The organism is Nostoc sp. 'Peltigera membranacea cyanobiont' 213, assembly GCF_002245975.1.
Taxonomy (GTDB): Bacteria; Cyanobacteriota; Cyanobacteriia; order Cyanobacteriales; family Nostocaceae; genus Nostoc.
This window is the reverse complement of sequence record NZ_NOLI01000076.1, coordinates 17,105-37,799: the sequence shown is the minus strand read 5'-3', so window position 1 is coordinate 37,799 and position 20,695 is coordinate 17,105. Positions and strand designations below refer to the sequence as shown.

Here is a 20,695-nt window from a genome sequence, read left to right as displayed (position 1 = left end):
AGACAAAGCGTAGCTTTGGCGGGGGTGGGGTTCTTCAGGTTTAATAAGCAATCAAGCGGACATGATATGATAGATTACTACAACGCAATTGTTAATTATTACCAAAGCACTGTCAGGCAGCAAAAGGCTCTGTTACTTTACCTAACATAATCTTTTGTAATGCCTTAGTAATCAACTGGTGCGACTGAAAAATACAGCAGCGACAATAATTAAACCTAAAAGTACCAAGGGAACCCAGAGATTAGGAATATCTGACAAACTCATATTTAATTACGAATTACAAATTACGTTAGCGTAGCGGGGCGTAGCCCATTACGAATTATCTTAAACCGATGCCTCCTTTAGCAAATTCTTCAACAGTTTTCTGTGAGAATTCATGAGTTGCGATCGCTTGCAACATTGCTAATGGTAAAGTCAAATGATCCGCCCCGGCTTGCAATGAAGCGGCTGCTTCTTCGGGAGATTTGATACTAGCTGCCAAAATTTCCGTATCACTGCCTTTGAGGACGCTAGCCATATCCCGCACTAAGGCAATACCATCACCTAACAACCGCGTCGCCCTATTTACATAAGCTATGGCAATTTTCGCTCCCGCCTCCCGTGCAACTGCTGCTTGGGCTGCACTATAAATCGCTGTCACAGAACAGGTAATTTCTGATGATAGACTCGCTACCACTTCAAAACCTAACGGTGTTGCGGGAATCTTTAAAATTGTTTGCGAACCAATAATCTCGAAAGCTTTTCTACCTTCAGCTAGCATCCCAGCTTTATCGGATGCCACAAGTTGATAGTATAACGGGCCAGAAGTCAAGGCAACCAAATTTTTGAGCGTGATTTCTGCTGGGGTATCGCTTTGAGACAACAGTGTGGGATTAGTTGTAATGCCTTTCACCCATCCCCAAAGCTTAACAACTTCAGCCTCAGATGCGATCGCTGAGTCTAGATAAAGTGCCATAATTCGTCCCCGCTCAATTCTCAAATATTAATCCATAACAGCCGCACACAGATATTTTGACATTCTTTCAGAGGATAATTTCTTTGATAGCGGTTATTGTTTGGATGTAATACTCAGTAGGCTAGCATATTTGTGCGCTTCTACTGTATTTCACCGAATTGAAAACAGTTATACATAACAGCCTACACGGAGAATTTAACATGACCGACAAAGACTCATGATACAGAGCAACTAAATTTATTTATGGGAATTTTGAATTTTGAATTTTGAATTTTGAATTCGGAGCAAAGCGACGTGACATCTCCAGAAACAGTTATATGGCTACAAGAACGCACCACTTTAGGAATTCTCTCGCCTGAAGTGTTAAATGCGATCGCACAAGTAATCGAAGAACAAGTTGTAAGTGCCGAAACTGACTTAGTTAGCGAAGGCACTCCTCCAGAAGCCCTTTATATTCTTGTAGAAGGTCAACTTGAAAGCAATACCACCAATGAAACCAACCCAGCCTTAGCTTGTGGATTCCTACCCGGATCTGTGATTGAACTCAAAGAATTGCTGTTGGATGAATTAACTCCATTCACAATTACTACAGTAACCGAATGTCACTTGTGGGTTGTGTCTGGTGATAAATTTCGGGAAATAGTCACCCAATATCCCGAAATCGCTAAGGCTTTTTCCCGCCAATTGGTTCAAGAATTAGCCCAGGCGACATCTGCACTCGGCTATGAACAAGAACGTTCCGTAGCTTTGCGGCCATATTTAGTTACCAAAGCGCAACGGGGAATTGTCGGTACGAGTCGCTATGCTGTGCGGCTGCGCGAACAAATTCGAGAAGCTGCTGCTGACCGCAAATCAGTGGATATCTTTGGAGAACCAGGGTTAGAAAAGGACAACATAGCAGCCCTGATCCACTTTGGTTCTCCAAAACGGCGAGAACCGATAATTAAAGTCAATTGCGGTATTCTGCAAACTAGCGGTGCAGATTTATTCGGTCGCGCTGGCGGTAAACCAGGACTGTTGGAATGGTTGGGAGAAGGTACTTTAGTTCTCAACAATATCCAAGAATTGCCCGAAGAATTATTACCTCCCGTGACGCAGTTGCTCAAAACTGGCACATATACCCCTGTAAGCCGTTCGGGAGAATCAACACCTGAACCTCGCCCCAGTAAAGCCAGAATTCTGATTGTTTCTGAAAAAACTCTGCCGACCATTGAACGTTCTGTTGGTCACGTTATTAAAGTACCACCGCTACGGGTGCGGAAAGCTGATGTTCAAGCACAGGTTGAATATTATACTAGTCTCTACATTCGGGCTAGAGGCGTTCCGAAACCGCATATCACCCCAGAAGCTTTACGTCGCCTACAATCTTATGATTTTCCTGGCAATCTTAAGGAATTAAAAAACCTGGTTGAAAGAGCGATCGTCCAAGCCGAGGGTGCTAATGAATTAACAGAAGAAATTTTCTGGCCAGCCGAAGCGAAGAAAAAACGATTTCGGGTGAATCTGTTGAATGCCTATCCTCGTTTGCGGCGGTTTTTGAGGAGTCCTTGGTGGCCCGATCGCATTAATTATGGTTTTACTGCAACGGCTTTTGCAATTATTGTTGCAATATTATTTATTGGGCCGCAAACCCGCGATCGCAATTTCGTATTAAATTTCTTTTGGGCTTGGTGGTGGCCGTTCTTCTTATTTCTCTTTCCCTTTTTGGGACGCATTTGGTGTTCTGTTTGTCCCTTCATGATTTATGGGGAAATTACCCAAAAGTTATCTCTGTGGCTGTGGCCGCGAAAACTCAAACGCTGGCCGAGACAGGAAGCTGAGAAATGGGGCGGATGGTTCATGTTTGGTTTGTTCACCCTAATTTTCTTATGGGAAGAACTCTGGCATTTAGAAAATACCGCTTACCTCAGCGCTTGTTTGCTGCTGTTAATTACTGCTGGGGCGATGATTTTCTCCGCACTTTTTGAGCGGCGGTTTTGGTGTCGATATCTCTGCCCTATTGGTGGAATGAATGGTTTATTTGCCAAACTCTCAATGACGGAACTCCGCGCCCAGCAAGGGATATGTTCTGCCAGTTGCACCACCTATCAGTGCTATAAAGGTGGGCCGCAAAAGGGCGAAGGGCTGGAAACCAATGGATGTCCTTTATACTCGCATCCCGCACAGTTAGAAGATAACAGAGATTGCGTACTGTGTATGACTTGCTTAAAAGCCTGTCCTCATCGTTCCGTTGAATTCAACTTGCGTCCCCCTGCAATTGAACTGTGGACAACTCATGTACCCCGCACTTATGAAGTAGCATTGTTGTTTTTGCTATTGGGTGGGATATATCTGCATCGCTTGCCAGAATTGCAATCTTGGTTGGGGTTACAACTGGATTTAACTCAGTTTTGGCAGCACTTCGGATTATCGCTGCTAGTGTTAATTATCCCAGCGATTTTTACCTTTGGGGTTTATGGTTTGCTGAAACTGTTGAACTTTAACCGGAAGCCAAAATCATTTGTAGAACTTGCTTATGGCTATTTACCATTAGTGTTGGGAGGAAACTTAGCTCATTATCTGCGTTTAGGCTTAGGCGAAGGCGGGCGGATTTTACCTGTTACCTTTGCTACTTTTGGTTTGAGTGGCGAACAATTGCCAATATTGGTTGCTCACCCAGCTGTGATTGCCTTTTTGCAAGGTACAACGATAATTTTCTCAGTGTTGATGACTATGTTATTAACGCAAAAGATTGCCAAGCAGCCAGTGCGCTCGCTCCTTGGGCAATACCTAGCAGCGATCGCTTTGGGAGTTAGTATGTGGGCAATTATCGTGTTGTAAAAACATTCCCTTTTTAGTAAAAGGCCATTGCTACTCTAATTTAGTAAACCAGGATTCTAAATCCGCGATCGCCTGAAAATCCAACAATGCTTCACCAAGATTTTCTAATTGTTCTAAAGAGAGATTTTCAATCTGCGATCGCACCTCTTGGGGTAATTCTCCCACCCGTCGAGTCAGTTGACGGAGAATGAGCAATTGCCCTTCCGCTTCCCGTCCTCGTTGTTCTCCTCGTTGTTCGCCTTCAGCGAGAATTTCTTGATAAATTACTGACTCGCGCATCATACCCTCCCGAAATAATTGTCGAATCAAATCCTGATTGTATTTTAACCCCGCTAAGATTTGGGTGTAAGCGGAAATTTCTGGTCATTGTCTTGGCTCAAGTTGATTAACTTTTTCCACAACTCGTTGTAATAAGCCTTGGGGTTGCGTGGTTGCTGCCAGTGGTGCTAAGGGTAATAAAGCTGGGTCATTGAGGAATGATTCAGGATTTTCTGACCACATTTGAATTACGCGATATTCATGACGAGTAGTTTCGACTGAAAAGACAGTTTCAATTACCGTTCCTGGTGCAGGGGGAAGCAATAATACGACAACTTGTGTTATGGGTAGACGATACAAACGATACAAGCGTACCCAATAATCTAGCATTCGCAAGGGTAGTGGCGGTGTAGATTCTAGTTTGGTTTGAAATTCCAAGTGGAGAATGCGTCCTTCTAGCTGTAAGAAGGTAACGTAATCAGCGCGAATCGGTTCAATACTCAATTCGGTTTTGAGAACTTTGACGGAAGTTTGCTCTGTACCCAAAACCCAACTAGCAAAACGTTCGGGATGTTTTTCGGAAAGTAGTTTGCAGAGGTTCTCGAAGGACATTGACGATCGCCAACAATTGAATGAGACATTGCTATTATCTCGTGTAGCAGCATTTAGCTGCGATCGCTTTGGGAGCTAGTATGCAGACGACGATCTTTCTCCAAAAAGGCTAATCACTTAGACTAGGTGCAAAAAGTGAGTTAAAAACATTCTTCTTCCCTACGAACGTGATAGAAAATACTTATATGAATTATGATTTTTGACTCATAGTGTAAGGATTACAGATAATGCATGTTCTCAAAAGATCCATCAAGCCAGCACCTTATATATCATTCCTCCACATCTACAAAACTACTTGGGGGACTGCTGGGGATATTTGTTTAATCCGTGAAGCTGTGGCGGAAGAAAGTACAGCGAAGTTTATTGGTCATAAAATCCAAATAGTAGTTCCCAAAGGGTTGGAGCGCGATCGCATCGCCAACTGTCCGATAATCAAAGTTGCAGGTAATGTCGGCGACGGACATCCTAAAGAGCATCCCTTGGAATGGGAGGCTTATGAAGGTGTAAATACAGAACTAGCTGAAGCGGCTCTAAAACCTTGGGGCTTCAAGTTAATTGAGCTTTAATGTAGCGAGTTGATTCAGTTCAACTCGCCAGCAGGTAGCTGAGACATCCTCAAGGATAAAACCGTTGACTTTCACCGCAATAGGATAACTGCTTTGGCAAAACTTTTGGACTGAGGCGCAAGAAAGCCATTATCACCACCCGACAGATGTCGGGTTTTTGTTGGGTATCAAGGAGTTTTGTCTAAATCAGCTAATCGTTTTTTGCATTCAGCGCTTAATTCGTCCTTGTCATTAGGGCTGAAATCATCTGCTGCTTTTTTAGTTATGCATAATTTATTTTTTAGTCTTTTTAACTGTGGCACGTTTGTTGGGAATCTGCTGTATATATTAAAACAAACAAAGTCTTAGCTTTATGAAAAATTATTCTTAGTGAGGCGATCGCTTTGTCTCCAAGGCTAGGCTTGATTGGATAGCTAGCTATCCAGTTATAAAACAAGCGATCGCACTTTGATTATTGCTTTGACATATTTACTGGCTGGTGTGCCGATACCAAAGACCATACTGTGAGTGATACCTTTGTGCAATTGTTGCGGCCAAGGGCGTAATTCGTAATTAAGTAAAGAGACTTAAGCCTATTTATAAAGTAAATAAAAAGTTAGGGCGTGTTAGGGCTGTGTAGGAATTTGAAGGTTTGAGAAAGTCTAATTTAGTGTAACGCACCCTACAATTTAAGGTTTAAATTTAGCTCCAGATTGTCTTTTTAAAAAGATAATCTGGAGCGATGCTAATTGCTAATGTGGGTTCAGGACTGGCGATAGCAGGCAAATTCCATTGAAAAAGTAGCCATACCAGAAGTGAGCGATCGCAATTCTGTAGAATACCCAAACATTCGCGCCAGTGCTACTTCTGCCCGAATCACCGTATATCCCTGCATTGTCTCGGAACCCAACAGCAAACCCCGACGGGAGGATAAGTCACCCTGAACTCTTCCTATTAACTCGTTGGGCGTTTCCACCTCAACAAGCATAATGGGTTCGAGGATGTAAGGTTTGGCTTTAGCGATCGCACCCTCAATTGCTTGATGAGATGCTGACCGAAAAGCCAATTCTGAAGAGTCAATTGGATGATAAGAACCACCATCCAAAACGACTTTCACCCCAGTTACCGGATAACCTTCCAGCTTTCCTGATTCCATCGCCTCCCGAAAACCCTTTTCGCACGCCGGGATATATTCTTTGGGAATCGCACCCCCAACTACCCGATTTTCAAAGACAAACGGCTGATCTGTGGGTTCAATCCACCCAGTAATATGGGCGTACTGACCGGGGCCGCCTGATTGTTTCTTGAATCGGTAGTCAAAAGTAGCTTGTTGTCCAATGGTTTCTCGGTAGGCTACGGCGGGATTACCAACGTAAACCTCGGCATTATATTCCCGTTGGATGCGTTCGACGTAGATTTCCAAGTGGAGTTCGCCCATCCCAGAAATCAGAGTTGCGCCTGATTCAGGATCGATACTCAACCGGAAGGTGGGATCTTCCCTTTGAAAGCGATTGAGTGCCTTGGAAAGGCGATCGCTATCTTCCTGTTTCTTGGGTGTAATTGCCAGTGTAATCACTGGTTCCGGCACAAACATCTTCTCTAGATATACCAGTGGTTCCCCAGAACAAAATGTATCGCCAGAAGCACAATCCACACTCAACAGAGCCACAATATCCCCTGCTAAGGCAACTTTTAACTCTTCTCGCTTATTGGCGTGCATTCTCACCAAGCGACCGATTTGCACCCGTTGTTTAGTCCGCGAGTTGTAGACGGTATCGCCTGGTTTTAGTGTCCCAGAGTAAATCCGAGTATAGGTCAACTGCCCAAAGGACTCAACGGTGAGTTTAAATGCCAATGCCACCAAAGCAGCATCGGGGTTAGGGGAGAGAGTGATTAGGGATTGGGTACTGGGTACTGGGGATTGGGAATTGCTTGTCCTAGTTCCCAGTCCCCAATCCCCAGTCCCTAGTCCCTTGACTTCCCTATCCACGGGAGATGGTAGATAAAGCGCAACTGCATCCAATAAGTTTTGCACTCCTTTATTTTTGAATGCCGAACCCAGTAATACAGGAGTAAATTCTAGACTCAAGGTTGCCTGTCGGATGGTTTCCCAAATTAATGCTTTAGGAATCTCCTCACCCGCCAGTAACATCTCCGTCATTGGTTCAGAGAACAGCGACAAAGCATCTAGCAACTTCTCCCGTGCTTGTTGCGCCTCATCCCTAAGAGCTTCGGGAATTGACTTTTTGACGTGGTTTTCCCCGTTTTCACCCTCAAAGTAGTCAGCAGTCATTTCTACCAGGTCAATTACTCCCTGGAATTGGTCTTCACTGCCGATCGGATATTGAATCAATATTGCATTGAGTTGCAAGCGATCGCGTATTCCCTGTACTACACGAAATGGATCTGCGCCCATCCGATCCATTTTGTTGATGAATGCCAAACGTGGCACGCGGTAGCGCTTCATTTGCCGATCCACCGTAATAGACTGGGACTGCACACCCGCCACAGCACACAGCACCATCACTGCCCCATCCAATACCCGCAGGGCGCGTTCCACTTCAATGGTGAAATCCACGTGTCCTGGTGTATCAATCAGGTTAATTTGGGTATCGTGCCATTCACAGGTAGTAGCAGCAGAGGTAATGGTAATGCCATGTAGTTTTTCCTCCGGCATAAAATCCATCGTTGCACCCTTGCCGCCTCCCCGCACTTCCTCAATAGCGTGGATTCTGCCCGTGTAAAAGAGAATTCGCTCTGACAGCGTAGTTTTACCAGAGTCGATGTGAGCAGAAATACCAATATTTCGGATGCGTGTTCGGGGAATCATAAAATTTCCTTTTGTTTAAGCGACAAACAGTCACCAACTGAGTGGTGATATATTTTGTATTATAAATGTAGTATATTTAAAAAACAAGGCTGATAATACAGAAAAACCGTTGACTGTTGCCCTAGCTGACGTTTAAAATAGGTATTCAAGCGGAGGAAATGAAAGCTTGAAACTGATATTGGTAGCTCCCGACTCTTTGTTGTGTGCAGCCTTTCAACAGCATTTTAATTACTTACCCAATGTAGAAATAGTGAATGACTATTTCGAGTGGTTGCCAGATTTTGATTGTATGGTCAGCCCTGCAAACTCTTTCGGCATGATGGATGGTGGCATAGATGCGGCAATTATCCGTTTTTTCGGTACTTCCTTAATGGCAAGAGTCCAACAGCGCATTCTTGAAGATTATTTGGGCGAACAGTCTGTGGGAACATCAATGATTGTAGAAACCGATCATCACAAGCATCCTTTTTTGGCTCATACACCGACTATGCGAGTTCCCATGATTATTGCTGGGACAGATATTCCTTATATTGCGATGTGGGCGATGCTGCTGACAGTTCGCCAGCATAACCAACACGCTAGGCAAAAAATTAATACCATTGCCTGTCCTGGATTGGGTACAGGAATAGGACGAGTGCCGTATAGTGAAGCTGCTAGACAGATGGCCTTAGCTTACGATTGTTTTCTGTATCCACCCAAGCATCTCAATTGCATCGTTGCAGCAGAAAGACAACTTCAGATATGGGAAGGAGGGAATAGCTGAAAGAAAAAGAAGCCTCTTGTCTCCCTTACAAGTCTACGGTATACACCTCTAGACCTCTGCGTGAGACGATTTAAATACTAACGTTCCTTTGTAATCACCGAACTACCATTACTAATACTTACTTTTTGAATAAAAACGTCAGTACAGGATGATAAAATATCGGCGCTTATTTGGTTAGCAATAAATTCAAAATCTTGGTTTGTTAATCCCCGTGCAGTATCGCCACTCAAGTTAATAGAAATAGTCAGAGTTTGAGGATTGCTGGAAGAATTTTCATTATCTACTTCTTCTAGTTCATCTTCTACTATACCTAGATTAAACTCTTTAGTCCAAGCTGGAAACTTCTTACCCGTTTGTTGTCCGTAAATTTTCACGCTTTCAATAGATGCAGCCCCTAAACCAGTTAAACCTTTGCGGATAAATGCAACTAAAATTTGCTGATTTGGTACTTGAGCAGATTCTAGCGTTACCTCTAACCAAGCATCTTGAAAGGCAACTTTTGCAGCGATCCCTTTGGGGTGTAGGTGGCGGTTCATCAGAGATGCGATCGCTTCTACATCTCCCTGTTTTGCAAGTTCCAGAATATTTGGCTGTGTCATAACCACTAAAAGGGAAAATCTAGGAAAATAAACTTATATTCTTAGGATTCCCTCTTCCCAGCCTTAAGTAACATTATGATGCAAAATATCAACTAGCTTGGGTTAAAATATTTAGTATAAAGATAGTCTTTCACATACCTTTGTAAAAAAGATATTTTCCCTAGTTCAACATCTGTTTTGCCCTAGCCTAATTAACAGGATTAATATTAATCAGTTTAATTCCAATTTTAAATATGAAGATTTATCAAGATCGTGCTTGGCCCTCAACGCTAGAGGAAGCCATAGTTATCCAAGAAAAGCTGCGAGATCGAGTAATTACTGAAGACAAACTACGAGAACCGATCCAGTACGTTGCTGGAGTGGATATGGGTTTTGAAGCGGATGGAACCATTAGCCGTGCAGCTGTGGCAGTACTGAGTTTTCCTGATTTGCAAGTAATTGAGACAAGCGTAGCATACCGTCCTACGACCTTCCCTTATGTTCCTGGGTTCCTCTCATTTCGGGAAATACCAGCTGTCCTTGATGCCCTAGAAAAGATTACAACCATACCAGATATCATTTTGTGTGATGGTCAAGGAATTGCTCATCCTCGTAGATTAGGTATAGCTTGCCATTTAGGGTTACTGATAGATGTGCCAACAATTGGTGTAGCCAAGTCCAGATTGGTAGGTAAGTATGAGGAATTGCCTGAAGCCAAAGGCAGCACGCAACCACTGATATATAACGGTGAAACCGTTGGGGTTGTTTTGCGATCGCGCACAGGGGTAAAACCTCTGTACATCTCCAGTGGTCATCGAATTAGTTTACCCACAGCAATTGACTATGTATTACGCTGCACGCCAAAATATCGGCTGCCAGAAACTACACGCATCGCTGATAAACTAGCGTCGGGAAAATAAAGCTTGTTGAAGTTTTTTCTAAATACTTGCTTACACCGACGCAATCGTGTTAGGAATCGCACAGAAGAAAGTTGAAGTAGCTAAATACCATTTACGAAGTTAGAACCATGAACGCACTAACTTTACACTGGCACGATTCAGGCCAAAATAAAACTCAGAACATTTACGAACAACAGCCAAGTAAAAATCTTGGCACTATCCGCATTGGTCGCGACCCCCTCCGGTGCGATATTGTTTTGAGTCACCCCACTGTCTCTGGTTTGCACGTTGAAATATTTTTTCATCACCAGCAACAGCGCTTTTATATTAGGAATTTGCGATCGCAAAATCCCCCTCTGATCGATGGACGGCAATTAGTTCAAGGTGAAATGCCTTTAACTGATGGCACTAATATCTCTTTGGGACAAATACAACTCAACGTTTCTAGCATTTCCACAGGTAGCATCCCAGCAACAGTTTTGATGCCACCCCATCCACCAGTCCATATCGGACATCACCATCATTCACCAACACCGCCAGGAGTTTATGGCTTAAAATGCCCCAAATGCAATAAAGTTTCCCCAGGAGAAAATCTACAAATTGGCTGTCATTGGTGTGGGACATCTTTGGCTGCGGCTGTGAGTGTCTTGGTAGCACCGGGTAGTTAGGGAATACCAAGGGGACAAGGAAAATAATCATGTCCAATAACAAACGACAAACGACCAATGACCAATGACAAATGACAAATGACCAATAACCAATGACAAATGACAAATGACTTACAAATCCAATTAAGTTGGGAAGAACCAGCGACAGGAGAACGGCGAGAACCAAGGTTGAATATGCCGATCGCTTTTGGTCGAGAATTCCCTCGCTTACCTGCTGAACTTAGGGGAGTGCGCGTTTCTCGGATGCTGCTTAACAGCAGTGAAGTTTCTCGCTACCATGCCCTAATTGACTGGGAACAAGACCATCTGGTAGTCATTGACCAAGGCAGCGTTAACGGTGTGTATGTCAATGGCCAACCACAAACCCGCAGTGTTTTGGCTAATGGCGATACGTTGCAAATTGGCCCCTATCTAATCACTGTTACCTTTGCTGCTAGCGCCTCTGCACCAGATACTAGCCCCCCTTCAACGATTCACTTCAACGTAAATACCAATCTTCCAGACCCCAGGTTGCCTGTAGCCCAGCCGCTAACGCCCTTGGCAAGTAATTTCCCGCCACTGGCGTTTCAGGCGGAAAATGTCACTGTGCAAGCGCTTTATGCTACAGGACTATCAGTAGATGAATCTGATTATCTAGCGATCGGGGCAGGATTGGGTAGCTTTGTTTGGGCTGATTTGCTGCGGCTTAGTGGTGTGCGTCCTGACAAGATTGTAGCTTTGGGATTAGAGGCAGAACCTTATGCTCGTTACAAACGCCTTTGTTTGAATTCGCAAATTCCCTTATATGAAAGACTGCGATCGAATTCTGACTCTTGTCCTGATAATATTTGGGGTTGGCCTAGTTATGCCTTGCGTGAGGCTTGGCACGATTGCACTAAGGGACAGATAAACTCAGCATTTAAATATTTGTGGCAAGTGTTTGCAGAACCAACATTTGCCGAAACTTATACACCCCGTGCGGGTAATGTCTTTGATTCCATAGACAGGGAAGCGAAGCGCATTGGCTGGAATCAAATTTATCGCTATGGACGAGTTAGGGCAATTCGCAAAACTGATGATGGCAGATATTGCGTAGCCTATTCTCGCGCCCCAGGAGATTATGCTTTTTTAGTTAGTCGTTATTTACATTTAGCTACTGGATATCCAGCAATTCAGTTTCTTCCTGATTTGCAAGCTTATAGAGAAAAATATCAAGATTTTAAATCTGTCGTTAATGCTTATGAAGCCCACGATCATGTTTACGAGCAACTAGAACGACAAGGTGGTACGGTATTGATTCGGGGGCGGGGAATTGTGGCTTCGCGGATTATTCAACGTATTTATGAAGCCAGAAAACGAAATCAGAATATAGCAGTTTTGCACTTAATGCGATCGCCTAAACCTCAAGGTAACAAATTTCAAAATACCCAGCGCCTAGTCAAAAATCATTACGAATTTCAACCCTTTAACTGGCCGAAAGCCTGTTGGGGTGGCGAACTCCGGGCAATGTTAGAAAAAGCCACCCCCGATGAACGCAAACGTTTACTAGCAGACTGGGGTGGAACTACCACCGCCGACCGCCAGGACTGGCAGCAAATTACTGCCCAAGGCATCAGCGAAGGCTGGTATCAAATTACCTTCGGAGAGGTTTTGGATGTAGAACGAGATGCCCAAAACCGGACTATTACCCATATCCGAGAACAAAGCTTTGGGGAAATAAAATTGCTAGCTGATTTTATTGTTGATGCTACTGGACTGGACGCTAAGGTAGATGCCAATCCTCTGATAGCAGATTTGGTGAAAAATTACAATCTCCCAGTGAATCACTTGGGAAGATTGACTGTAGCGAACAATTTTGAATTAGTAGAAATGCGTAGTGGCAAAGGTCAAATGTATGCTGCTGGGGCTATTACTTTAGGTGGCCCTTATGCCGCAGTTGATAGTTTTTTGGGCTTGCAATATGCTGCATTAGTCGCCGTTGATGGACTCGCTGCCACCCGTGCGCCTGGAGTTCATCGTTTGAATACTATAAGTTCCTTTAGGCAGTGGTTGAAGTGGGTGTTAAATCAGTCACCTTAGAATTAGGGGGCATGGGGCAGGAGGAATACAGTATTTATCTAGCTGTTTTGAGTACCAAACTCAAAATTTGACGTTAAAAGGTGCAACTTCGAGGCTCAAAGGCTCAACGTTCGAGTAAAAAGGCTCAACGTTCGAGTAAAAAAGCTCAACGTTCGAGTAAAAAAGCTCAACGTTCGAGTAAAAAGGTGCAACGTTCAGGTTCAAAGGCTCAAGTGCGAGGTTCAGAAGCTCAACGTTCAGGTTCATAGGCTCAAGTGGCTCAAGTGACGGGCGATATTTTCAGTCCGCCTGCGATTCAAATCGCAGGCTAACAGCATAAGTCAGTTAAAACTGACTCAAATTAATTAAATTTAGTCCGTTTCAACGGACTTATACCGTTTTACTTTAATAATGATACAAATACGTTGGTAGGGGCACAGCATTGCTGTGCCCCTACGAGAAATCTATATGTATCAGGGTTTGTGTGAAATGCTATTAGGCTATTAGCCTCGGAATTGATTCCGAGGTGGGATAGCAACGAAGCGAAAAATTTGCCTTTGCCAGTACCCCTACTTAGTTTTGTTGCTTGTCGGGCGTACTAAAGTTTTAACTAAACCTGTAATCGCCACAATCACAGAGGCAATTCCCCCAATGGACAATGAAGTTAAAATTGCCGCCGCGAGAATAATTTCAGTCGGACTGTATCCATCTCGCATCCAGGTAGATGGATTCTCCACTGATGTTGGCGAGGCGGGGATTAATTGTGAAGTTTGGGTGGTTTGATTGGAGTTGACTGGAGTTGTTAAGACAGTTTTCATGGCTGAATCTCTTCTAAATGTTTCTATGCAAATGGTATTTCTGCCAGAAGAAGAGGAGATTCCCTAGAAATGGAGACAAAGTAGAAAGAAGGTAGAAATTAAGTAGAATCGAGAAGAAATCTCACAAGCTGTCTATGCAATGGGCTGATTTTCTAGCCAATGAAGCTGCTACTCATAGCTTATCCCCAGAGCAAACGGCAGCTTTTGTAGAGCGTTTGAAGTCTGAAAACTCAGGTAAGAGTGAGGCAAAAGTTGCCAGTGAGTTGAACATCGGCGCGTCTGCGTTGAAAAAGCGGATGACTGAGGTTTATGAAAAGTTCGCCCAGAGTTATCCTGAGTTAGCCAATTCTGAAAGCCGGGGTAAGCTGGAAAAGTTACGGGCTTGCTTGACAGTCAAATATAATGGCGGGCAAGATGCCCACCCCACAATTAAGGAGATTTATCAAAATATTCCTCCTGCTGTTCCATTTGAAAAATTTGTGGGACGTGAGGCGGAACTAGAAAAACTGCACCAGCAATTACAAACATCTCAGCAAGTTGCGATTGTAGCTGTGGCGGGTATGGGTGGAGTAGGCAAAACTGAACTCGCTACCCAATACGCCAAACAGCATTTGCAGAATTATCAAGGTGGGGTTTGCTGGTTATCAGCACAGGGAATCGATGTCGGAATTCAGATTCTCAGATTTGCTGAACTGAAATTTAAACTCATTGCACCGGACGATTGGGAATTAGCAGATAGGCTGAGATACTGCTGGCAAAATTGGCAACAAGGTGAAGTGCTGCTGGTGTTTGATAATGTCACTGACTACAAAACACAGGTTCAGCCTTATCTCCCCCCAGAATCACCCCGGTTTAAAGTATTACTGACAACGCGCCTGGGGTTTGATAGAACTTTGCCGCAATTACCTTTGGGTATTCTCAAACCATTGGCGGCGATGAAATTATTAAAATTGCTGGTTGATAGAGAACGACTTAAAAGCGAACCTTGGGTTGCGAGAAGAATTTGTAAATTCTTGGGATATTTGCCTTTGGCGTTAGAGTTAGTGGGGCGATATCTGGATACAATGCCAGACTTGTCTTTAGAAAAACTGTTGAAGCGGCTAGAAAAAAAGCGACTGGAACACAAAGCAATAGCCAAGGCTAACCCATTGATGCGTTATGAATACGGTGTTGCTGAAGCTTTTGCATTGAGTTGGGAACAGTTGAATGAAAATGCACAAAGCTTAGGCTGCTGGCTGAGTTTGTATGCCTTGGCTGACATTCCTTTTTTTGTTGAGACGATAAAAGATGACGATGAACAAGAACTCAAGGAAAAAGCTATAGCCCAGTTGCGGAAACTGCATTTAATACAATGGCAAAGTAAAGGAATTTATCGTCTACATCCACTGATTCGGCAATTTTTCCAAATGAAGTTGGATGAGTCAGGTGAGGCGGATAAGGTGAAAACAAACTTTACAACGCAGATGCTAGAGGTAGCAAAGCAAATTCCTCAACAGCCTAACCGTGAAGATATTCTCAACCTCACTCTCGCTATCCCCCATATTGCAGAAGTTGCAGCCTATCTATCCCAGTATCTCAGGGACGAGGATTTAATCAAACCGTTTACCCACTTAGCCTGGTTTTATAAAGGTCAAGGACTTTATCAGCAAGCAGAACCTTGGTTGCAACAGTGTGTAGAGGTAGCTAAAAATCGTCTTGGTTTAGAACATCCCCATGTCGCTGCTAGCCTGAACAATCTCGCAGTACTCTACCGTTCTCAAGGACGCTACAGCGAAGCCGAACCTCTGCTTCAGCAAGCTTTGGAACTGAGCAAACGCTTACTGGGAGACAATCATCCCCTTGTCGCCACTAACCTGAACAATCTCGCATTACTCTACGAATCTACAGGACGCTACAGCGAAGCCGAACCCCTACATTTGCAAGCTTTGGAACTGAGAAAACGCTTACTGGGAGACAACTATCCCGATGTCACCGCTAGCCTGAACAATCTCGCAGTACTCTACCGTTCTCAAGGACGCTACAGCGAAGCCGAACCCCTACATCTGCAAGCTTTGGAACTGAGCAAACGCTTACTGGGAGACAACCATCCCGATGTCGCTACTAGCCTGAACAATCTCGCATTACTCTACGATTCTACAGGACGCTACAGCGAAGCTGAACCCTTGTATCAGCAAGCTTTAGAACTGAGAAAACGCCTACTGGGAGACAACCATCCCGATGTCGCCGCTAGCCTGAACAATTTAGCAGAAATCTACCGTTCTACAGGACGCTACAGCGAAGCCGAACCCCTCTATCAGCAAGCTTTGGAACTGAGCAAACGCTTACTGGGAGACAACCATTCCTTTGTCGCTACTAACCTGAACAATCTCGCATTACTCTACCAATCTACAGGACGCTACAATGAAGCCGAACCTCTGCTTCAGCAAGCTTTGGAACTGAGAAAACGCTTACTGGGAGACAACCATCCCGATGTCGCCGCTAGCCTGAACAATTTAGCAGAAATCTACCGTTCTACAGGACGCTACAGCGAAGCCGAACCCCTCTATCAGCAAGCTTTGGAACTGAGCAAACGCTTACTGGGAGACAACCATTCCTTTGTCGCTACTAACCTGAACAATCTCGCATTACTCTACCAATCTACAGGACGTTACAGCGAAGCCGAATCGCTGTTTCAACAAGCTTTAGCAATTTGTGAACGTACTTTAGGTGTAGGTCATCCCGACACAATGGCATCTCGAGCAAATTATGCAAGATTTTTAAGAAAAGCATATCCCTAGCGATCGCACCCTTTCTCACAAAATTGATGCTACACAACAGTTGTAGTTCAAATTTTAGCAGCGATCGCCATCAATTCTAACTTCAAAGGGCGATCGCTTAGGAATGCAAATTTAATAAGGTGCAATTCTTATTTAACTTGGAATGGTGCGTTACGCTCCGCTAACACACCCTACTTTTGCATTTTATTTAATCTACATTCCTTACTATGTCTCTCAAGAGACGCTGCATTGCAACGTCTCTACACACCTCAGCAATAACCTTAACTAAACGGTAAGGAATTAAGAATTTTGCAGAGTTCTTGCCTAAGTGATGGCTTAGTTAAGGGAATTTAGCGTGATTTCATTCAACAACTGTTACTGAAGCCCCTTCATTTGATGGAGGGATACCTGGTAACTCCAGACAGTATCCAGCACCATACACTGTTTTGATATAACGGGGGTGGCGAGGATCTGGTTCTAGCTTGGTTCTCAAGTGGCGAATATGGACTCGAATCGTTTCAATGTCGTCATCGGGATCGTAGCCCCAAACTTCTCTGAGGATTTCACTGGGAGAAACTGTTTGACCGTGGCGTTGTAATAAGCAGTGAAGTAGCTCAAATTCCAAGTGAGTCAATTTCACCGTGTCATTGAACCATATTGCCTCAAATCTTTCAGGAACGAGGGTGAGTGAACCATAGTTCAAAATCTCACTATGCTTTGCTGCTTGGGGAATGCGGTCAGTCCGCCGCAAAAGTGCCCGCACCCGCGCCAGCAGTTCTTCAACTTCAAAAGGTTTGGTGAGGTAGTCATCTGCGCCAGCGTTGAAGCCTTCCACCTTATCCTGAGTTTGGCTCAAAGCCGTTAACATTAACACAGGAATCTCAGAGGTGCGATCGTCGCGGCGCAGGCGTTGGCAAACGGTAAACCCATCTACCCTGGGCAACATTAAATCGAGCATGATCAAGTCTGGCTGTAGCTGGAGAGCCAGCGCTTGACCTTTGATGCCGTCTTCAGCTTGACTAACATCGTAGCCAGCCATTTCCAAGTTGACGGCAACTAGTTCTGAAATCGCTGGGTCATCGTCTATGACAAGAATCCTCGGCATTCTTAAAAAATTATTACTACTTATTAAGGATAAATAACAACCTTTGATAGATACAAAGATTTTTGAAGCAATGATGAAAAAGTTTTTAAATCTTACATAAATATTAAGATTAAATGACTATGAAATCAAGACTCAACTACACGAAATCTTATAGTCTATGATGTGTTATACTCCCCCCTACAATCCGTCTTGGTTTTTACAAAACGGTGTGATGATGACTGTATACGCCGCTTTGTGGGGAAAGCGTCACTGGAAAAGTACTATTCTCTTACAAGAACCGTCTTATCACGAGAAAATCTTTATTGGTGGCCAAGGTGTGCCAATTTTTGGCTTGGTTGCCATCCCGGAAAATGCTCATAGTACGATTATCGGCACTTATGGCATTACTGGAGAATTAAAAACGGAATGGTTTTTGAGAGTGCTAGGGCGTAAAGCTTATGCTCAGGGATACGCTGTGGTGTTATTTGATTGGCGGGCCCACGGCAAAACCGCCGAACTATCCCCAACTCTCACTTCTGATGGTTTGTACGAGGGGGAAGATTTTGTTCGCATCGCCGCCGCCGCTAAAGAAATGGGATGTCCGGGAAAATTTTGGTTTACAGGGTTTTCTTTAGGAGGGCAATTGGCGCTATGGGCGGTGAAGGTGGCTGGTGAGGTGATTAGGGAAAATGAAGATTTAGGACTAGAAGATAGCGATATTGGCGGTGGTATGGTGATTTGTCCGAGTTTGGATTCGGAGCGATCGCTATCTTATCTAGTTACAAAGCCCTTGGGCAGATATTTAGAAGCGGGAATTGCCCAAAATTTAAAGAAACTGGCATGGCGAATCCATGATGCTCATCCTGGAAGCCTTGACCCAGAAGCGATTGAACGGGCGAATAGTATTTGGGGTTTTGATAATGAACTGGTAATTAAGCGATTAGGTTTTTCTTCTGTGGAAGCATATTACCAAGCGAGTAGTGCTTTACAAATATTGCCGCAAATCTCGAAACCGACTTTGATTTTATATGCGGCGGATGACCCACTTTTTGACCCAGCTATCATACCGGAATTAGAAGAAGCTTGCGATCGCAATTCCGCAATAGATTTGTTTCTCACTAAGTACGGCGGTCATGTTGGCTATTTGAGTAGTAAAAATTGCCAGCGCCAAGTAAAGGATTCTGACCCTTGGTGGGCATGGAATCGGGTTTTACAATGGTTGGAGGAAAAGCGTAATTCGTAATTTTAAGATCCGGTAGTCCGATTTGTCAAAATGGTAAGCTGTTCCACATTTAAATTGCACATACTGGGCGGGCAAGATGCCCACCCCACAAGAGTTATATTTAATTCGATTATGCAAATTAGATGTTTTTTAGCTTATGTGTATTTAGACTAGCGATTATCTGAGTAGGGGATTTCCAAATAAACCAATATTTACGAATTATGATGAATCTCTGGCTACCTGCACCGACAGATTTAACTTTGTTATCAGATGAGATTCATGTCTGGCGCATAAACCTTGACCAACCAGAACCACATCTGCAAAATTTAGCAGCAACTCTTTCCAGTGACGAAACATCTCGTGCTGAACGGTTCTATTTTCAGGAACACCGACAGCGTTTCATCGCTGGTCGTGGTATCCTGCGAACTATATTAGGTGGCTATTTGGGTATCCAGCCGTCACAAGTGCAGTTTAATTATCAACAGCGTGGCAAACCAGTATTAGCAGATACATTTGCTGACAGTGGACTGGAGTTTAACTTGTCTCATTCTCAAGGGTTGGGTTTGTGTGCGGTGAATTGTACCCACCCAATTGGTGTAGACCTAGAATATATTCGCCCGATGTCCGATCTGGAAGCTCTTGCCAAACGGTTCTTTTTACCGAGAGAATATGATATGTTGCGATCGCTATCTCCCAACCAACAGCAAGAGGTATTTTTCCGTTACTGGACTTGTAAGGAAGCTTATTTAAAAGCAACTGGAGACGGACTATCCCAGTTAGAGCAAATTGAAGTGTCGCTCACTCCCACAGAACCAGCCAAGTTACAGATATCTGAAGACTGGAGTCTTTTTGAACTACTGCCTGCTAACAATTATGTTGCTGCTGTTGCTGTAGAGAATTTTGGCTGGCATATAAAGTGTTGGCAATATTAATTTTGATTAAGCTCATCTCCTGGGTGAAATAAAAGAGATTTTGCCAACATTATCAAATGACAAATGACAAATGACAAATGACAAATGACAATCTACTTATTTGTCCTCCTGCATATTTCTGACAATTTTTGTCACCAGGTTTCTAGGTACAAATCTAACGCTTTTTGCAAGTAGTTTATTCATAAAACCAGGAATGACAATGGTTTTGCCCTTCATTAAGGCGTGAAAACCAACTTCGGCTACTGTTTTTGCATCCATCATCTTCTTGCCCTTGAGTAACTTAGAGTCAGCCATCCCAGTTCGCTCATGAAAGCCAGATTCTGTTGAACCTGGGCAAAGAACTGTCACAGTGACACCAGTACCTTCTAATTCATTAGCGATCGCTTCTGAAAAAGATAAGATATAGGCTTTAGTAGCAAAATAAACCGCCATCAAAGGCCCAGGTTGAAAAGCCGCAGCCGAGGCGACGTTTAATATTTTACCATCACCTTGCTTTACCATCCCCTTCACGAATAGCTTGGTTAAATGGGTGAGACACACCAAATTTACCTGTAGCATTTCCAATTCAGTAGCTAGGTCTGTTTCGTAAAATAATCCATGTATACCAAATCCAGCATTATTTACCAGCACATCAACATTAATATCGGCTTTTTGCAACTCCGTGAAAATTTCTTCAGGAGCCATTGATATAGATAAATCCTTAACAATAGTTTTGACAAAAATTCCAAATTTTTCTTGGAATTTACCCGCAATTTCTACTAGCTTTGGCCCGTTTCTGTCTACTAAGACCAGATTGTAATCATGAGCAGCAAAAATACATGCTAATTCGTACCCAATTCCACCAGCTGCCCCAGTAATAAGAGCAGTTTTTTTGCTCCGACCTTGATGTGTTGTGTTCATGTAAGAATATTGGTGAAT

The 20,695-nt window shown here is 43.7% G+C and carries 16 protein-coding genes and 1 pseudogene; 10 read left to right on the top strand and 7 right to left on the bottom strand.

The window, feature by feature from the left end; all coding sequences use genetic code 11:
* Positions 1-319 precede the first annotated feature (319 nt).
* Positions 320-955, bottom strand: a complete 636-nt coding sequence (locus CDG77_RS20195) for a transaldolase family protein (RefSeq protein ID WP_094331121.1) — start codon at positions 953-955, stop codon at positions 320-322.
* Between the two features lie 294 nt (positions 956-1,249).
* On the opposite strand from CDG77_RS20195, the gene CDG77_RS20190 reads away from it, so the two are divergent.
* Positions 1,250-3,775, top strand: a complete 2,526-nt coding sequence (locus CDG77_RS20190) for a sigma 54-interacting transcriptional regulator (protein ID WP_094331120.1) — start codon at positions 1,250-1,252, stop codon at positions 3,773-3,775.
* A gap of 30 nt (positions 3,776-3,805) precedes the next feature.
* Here CDG77_RS20190 and CDG77_RS20185 read toward each other — a convergent pair.
* A pseudogene (locus CDG77_RS20185) lies at positions 3,806-4,645 on the bottom strand (Rpn family recombination-promoting nuclease/putative transposase).
* Positions 4,646-4,872: 227 nt separating this feature from the next.
* Between CDG77_RS20185 and CDG77_RS20180 the strand changes: the two are divergent.
* Positions 4,873-5,211, top strand: a complete 339-nt coding sequence (locus CDG77_RS20180; protein WP_094331119.1) for a hypothetical protein — start codon at positions 4,873-4,875, stop codon at positions 5,209-5,211.
* A gap of 742 nt (positions 5,212-5,953) precedes the next feature.
* Here CDG77_RS20180 and fusA read toward each other — a convergent pair.
* Complete coding sequence (gene fusA, locus CDG77_RS20175; protein ID WP_094331118.1) at positions 5,954-8,020, bottom strand: elongation factor G; 2,067 nt, start codon at positions 8,018-8,020, stop codon at positions 5,954-5,956.
* A 166-nt stretch (positions 8,021-8,186) separates the two neighbouring features.
* On the opposite strand from fusA, the gene CDG77_RS20170 reads away from it, so the two are divergent.
* Positions 8,187-8,783: a macro domain-containing protein gene (locus CDG77_RS20170; protein WP_094331117.1), complete on the top strand. Its 597-nt coding sequence runs from the start codon at positions 8,187-8,189 to the stop codon at positions 8,781-8,783.
* A gap of 77 nt (positions 8,784-8,860) precedes the next feature.
* Here CDG77_RS20170 and CDG77_RS20165 read toward each other — a convergent pair whose 3' ends face one another.
* A complete protein-coding gene (locus CDG77_RS20165) occupies positions 8,861-9,382 on the bottom strand; it encodes a hypothetical protein (protein WP_094331116.1) in 522 nt (173 codons plus the stop codon).
* A gap of 233 nt (positions 9,383-9,615) precedes the next feature.
* Between CDG77_RS20165 and nfi the strand changes: the two genes are divergently transcribed.
* The 4 genes from nfi to CDG77_RS36635 all read left to right on the top strand — a co-directional run bounded on the left by nfi (position 9,616) and on the right by CDG77_RS36635 (position 13,234).
* The gene (gene nfi / locus CDG77_RS20160) at positions 9,616-10,281 is read left to right on the top strand and encodes a deoxyribonuclease V (protein WP_094331115.1); all 666 of its coding nucleotides are present in this window, start codon (positions 9,616-9,618) and stop codon (positions 10,279-10,281) included.
* A 107-nt stretch (positions 10,282-10,388) separates the two neighbouring features.
* Positions 10,389-10,928, top strand: a complete 540-nt coding sequence (locus CDG77_RS20155; protein ID WP_094331114.1) for an FHA domain-containing protein — start codon at positions 10,389-10,391, stop codon at positions 10,926-10,928.
* A gap of 99 nt (positions 10,929-11,027) precedes the next feature.
* Entirely contained in the window at positions 11,028-12,986 is a 1,959-nt protein-coding gene (locus tag CDG77_RS20150) for an FHA domain-containing protein (protein WP_094331113.1), read from the top strand.
* Positions 12,987-13,066: 80 nt separating this feature from the next.
* Positions 13,067-13,234 carry a hypothetical protein gene (locus tag CDG77_RS36635; RefSeq protein WP_190234012.1) on the top strand — a complete coding sequence of 56 codons (168 nt, stop codon included), beginning with the start codon at positions 13,067-13,069 and terminating at the stop codon, positions 13,232-13,234.
* Between the two features lie 300 nt (positions 13,235-13,534).
* Here the strand turns inward: CDG77_RS36635 and CDG77_RS20145 are convergent, their stop codons facing one another.
* Positions 13,535-13,783 (bottom strand): hypothetical protein, encoded by a 249-nt coding sequence (locus CDG77_RS20145; RefSeq protein ID WP_094331112.1) that lies wholly within the window; start codon positions 13,781-13,783, stop codon positions 13,535-13,537.
* A 134-nt stretch (positions 13,784-13,917) separates the two neighbouring features.
* Here CDG77_RS20145 and CDG77_RS20140 point away from each other — a divergent pair, with 134 nt between their 5' ends.
* Positions 13,918-16,560, top strand: a complete 2,643-nt coding sequence (locus CDG77_RS20140; protein ID WP_094331111.1) for a tetratricopeptide repeat protein — start codon at positions 13,918-13,920, stop codon at positions 16,558-16,560.
* Positions 16,561-16,900: 340 nt separating this feature from the next.
* Here CDG77_RS20140 and CDG77_RS20135 read toward each other — a convergent pair whose 3' ends face one another.
* A complete protein-coding gene (locus CDG77_RS20135; RefSeq protein WP_094331110.1) occupies positions 16,901-17,644 on the bottom strand; it encodes a response regulator transcription factor in 744 nt (247 codons plus the stop codon).
* Positions 17,645-17,801: 157 nt separating this feature from the next.
* Here CDG77_RS20135 and CDG77_RS20130 point away from each other — a divergent pair, with 157 nt between their 5' ends.
* Positions 17,802-18,866, top strand: coding sequence for a YheT family hydrolase (locus CDG77_RS20130; protein WP_094331109.1), 1,065 nt, complete (start codon positions 17,802-17,804; stop codon positions 18,864-18,866).
* A gap of 203 nt (positions 18,867-19,069) precedes the next feature.
* A complete protein-coding gene (hetI, locus tag CDG77_RS20125) occupies positions 19,070-19,777 on the top strand; it encodes a 4'-phosphopantetheinyl transferase HetI (RefSeq protein ID WP_094331108.1) in 708 nt (235 codons plus the stop codon).
* A 96-nt stretch (positions 19,778-19,873) separates the two neighbouring features.
* On the opposite strand, the gene CDG77_RS20120 is transcribed toward hetI, so the two are convergent.
* Positions 19,874-20,677 carry an SDR family NAD(P)-dependent oxidoreductase gene (locus CDG77_RS20120; protein ID WP_094331107.1) on the bottom strand — a complete coding sequence of 268 codons (804 nt, stop codon included), beginning with the start codon at positions 20,675-20,677 and terminating at the stop codon, positions 19,874-19,876.
* Positions 20,678-20,695: the final 18 nt, after the last annotated feature.

What these genes read in the sequence shown, in the direction of transcription:
- CDG77_RS20195 (WP_094331121.1), bottom strand. Translation starts at nt 955, where the DNA reads ATGGCACTTTATCTAGACTCAGCGATCGCATCTGAGGCTGAAGTTGTT.
- CDG77_RS20180 (WP_094331119.1), top strand. Translation starts at nt 4,873, where the DNA reads ATGCATGTTCTCAAAAGATCCATCAAGCCAGCACCTTATATATCATTC.
- fusA (WP_094331118.1), bottom strand. Translation starts at nt 8,020, where the DNA reads ATGATTCCCCGAACACGCATCCGAAATATTGGTATTTCTGCTCACATC.
- CDG77_RS20165 (WP_094331116.1), bottom strand. Translation starts at nt 9,382, where the DNA reads ATGACACAGCCAAATATTCTGGAACTTGCAAAACAGGGAGATGTAGAA.
- nfi (WP_094331115.1), top strand. Translation starts at nt 9,616, where the DNA reads ATGAAGATTTATCAAGATCGTGCTTGGCCCTCAACGCTAGAGGAAGCC.
- CDG77_RS20155 (WP_094331114.1), top strand. Translation starts at nt 10,389, where the DNA reads ATGAACGCACTAACTTTACACTGGCACGATTCAGGCCAAAATAAAACT.
- CDG77_RS20150 (WP_094331113.1), top strand. Translation starts at nt 11,028, where the DNA reads ATGACAAATGACTTACAAATCCAATTAAGTTGGGAAGAACCAGCGACA.
- CDG77_RS20145 (WP_094331112.1), bottom strand. Translation starts at nt 13,783, where the DNA reads ATGAAAACTGTCTTAACAACTCCAGTCAACTCCAATCAAACCACCCAA.
- CDG77_RS20140 (WP_094331111.1), top strand. Translation starts at nt 13,918, where the DNA reads ATGCAATGGGCTGATTTTCTAGCCAATGAAGCTGCTACTCATAGCTTA.
- CDG77_RS20135 (WP_094331110.1), bottom strand. Translation starts at nt 17,644, where the DNA reads ATGCCGAGGATTCTTGTCATAGACGATGACCCAGCGATTTCAGAACTA.
- CDG77_RS20130 (WP_094331109.1), top strand. Translation starts at nt 17,802, where the DNA reads ATGATGTGTTATACTCCCCCCTACAATCCGTCTTGGTTTTTACAAAAC.
- hetI (WP_094331108.1), top strand. Translation starts at nt 19,070, where the DNA reads ATGAATCTCTGGCTACCTGCACCGACAGATTTAACTTTGTTATCAGAT.
- CDG77_RS20120 (WP_094331107.1), bottom strand. Translation starts at nt 20,677, where the DNA reads ATGAACACAACACATCAAGGTCGGAGCAAAAAAACTGCTCTTATTACT.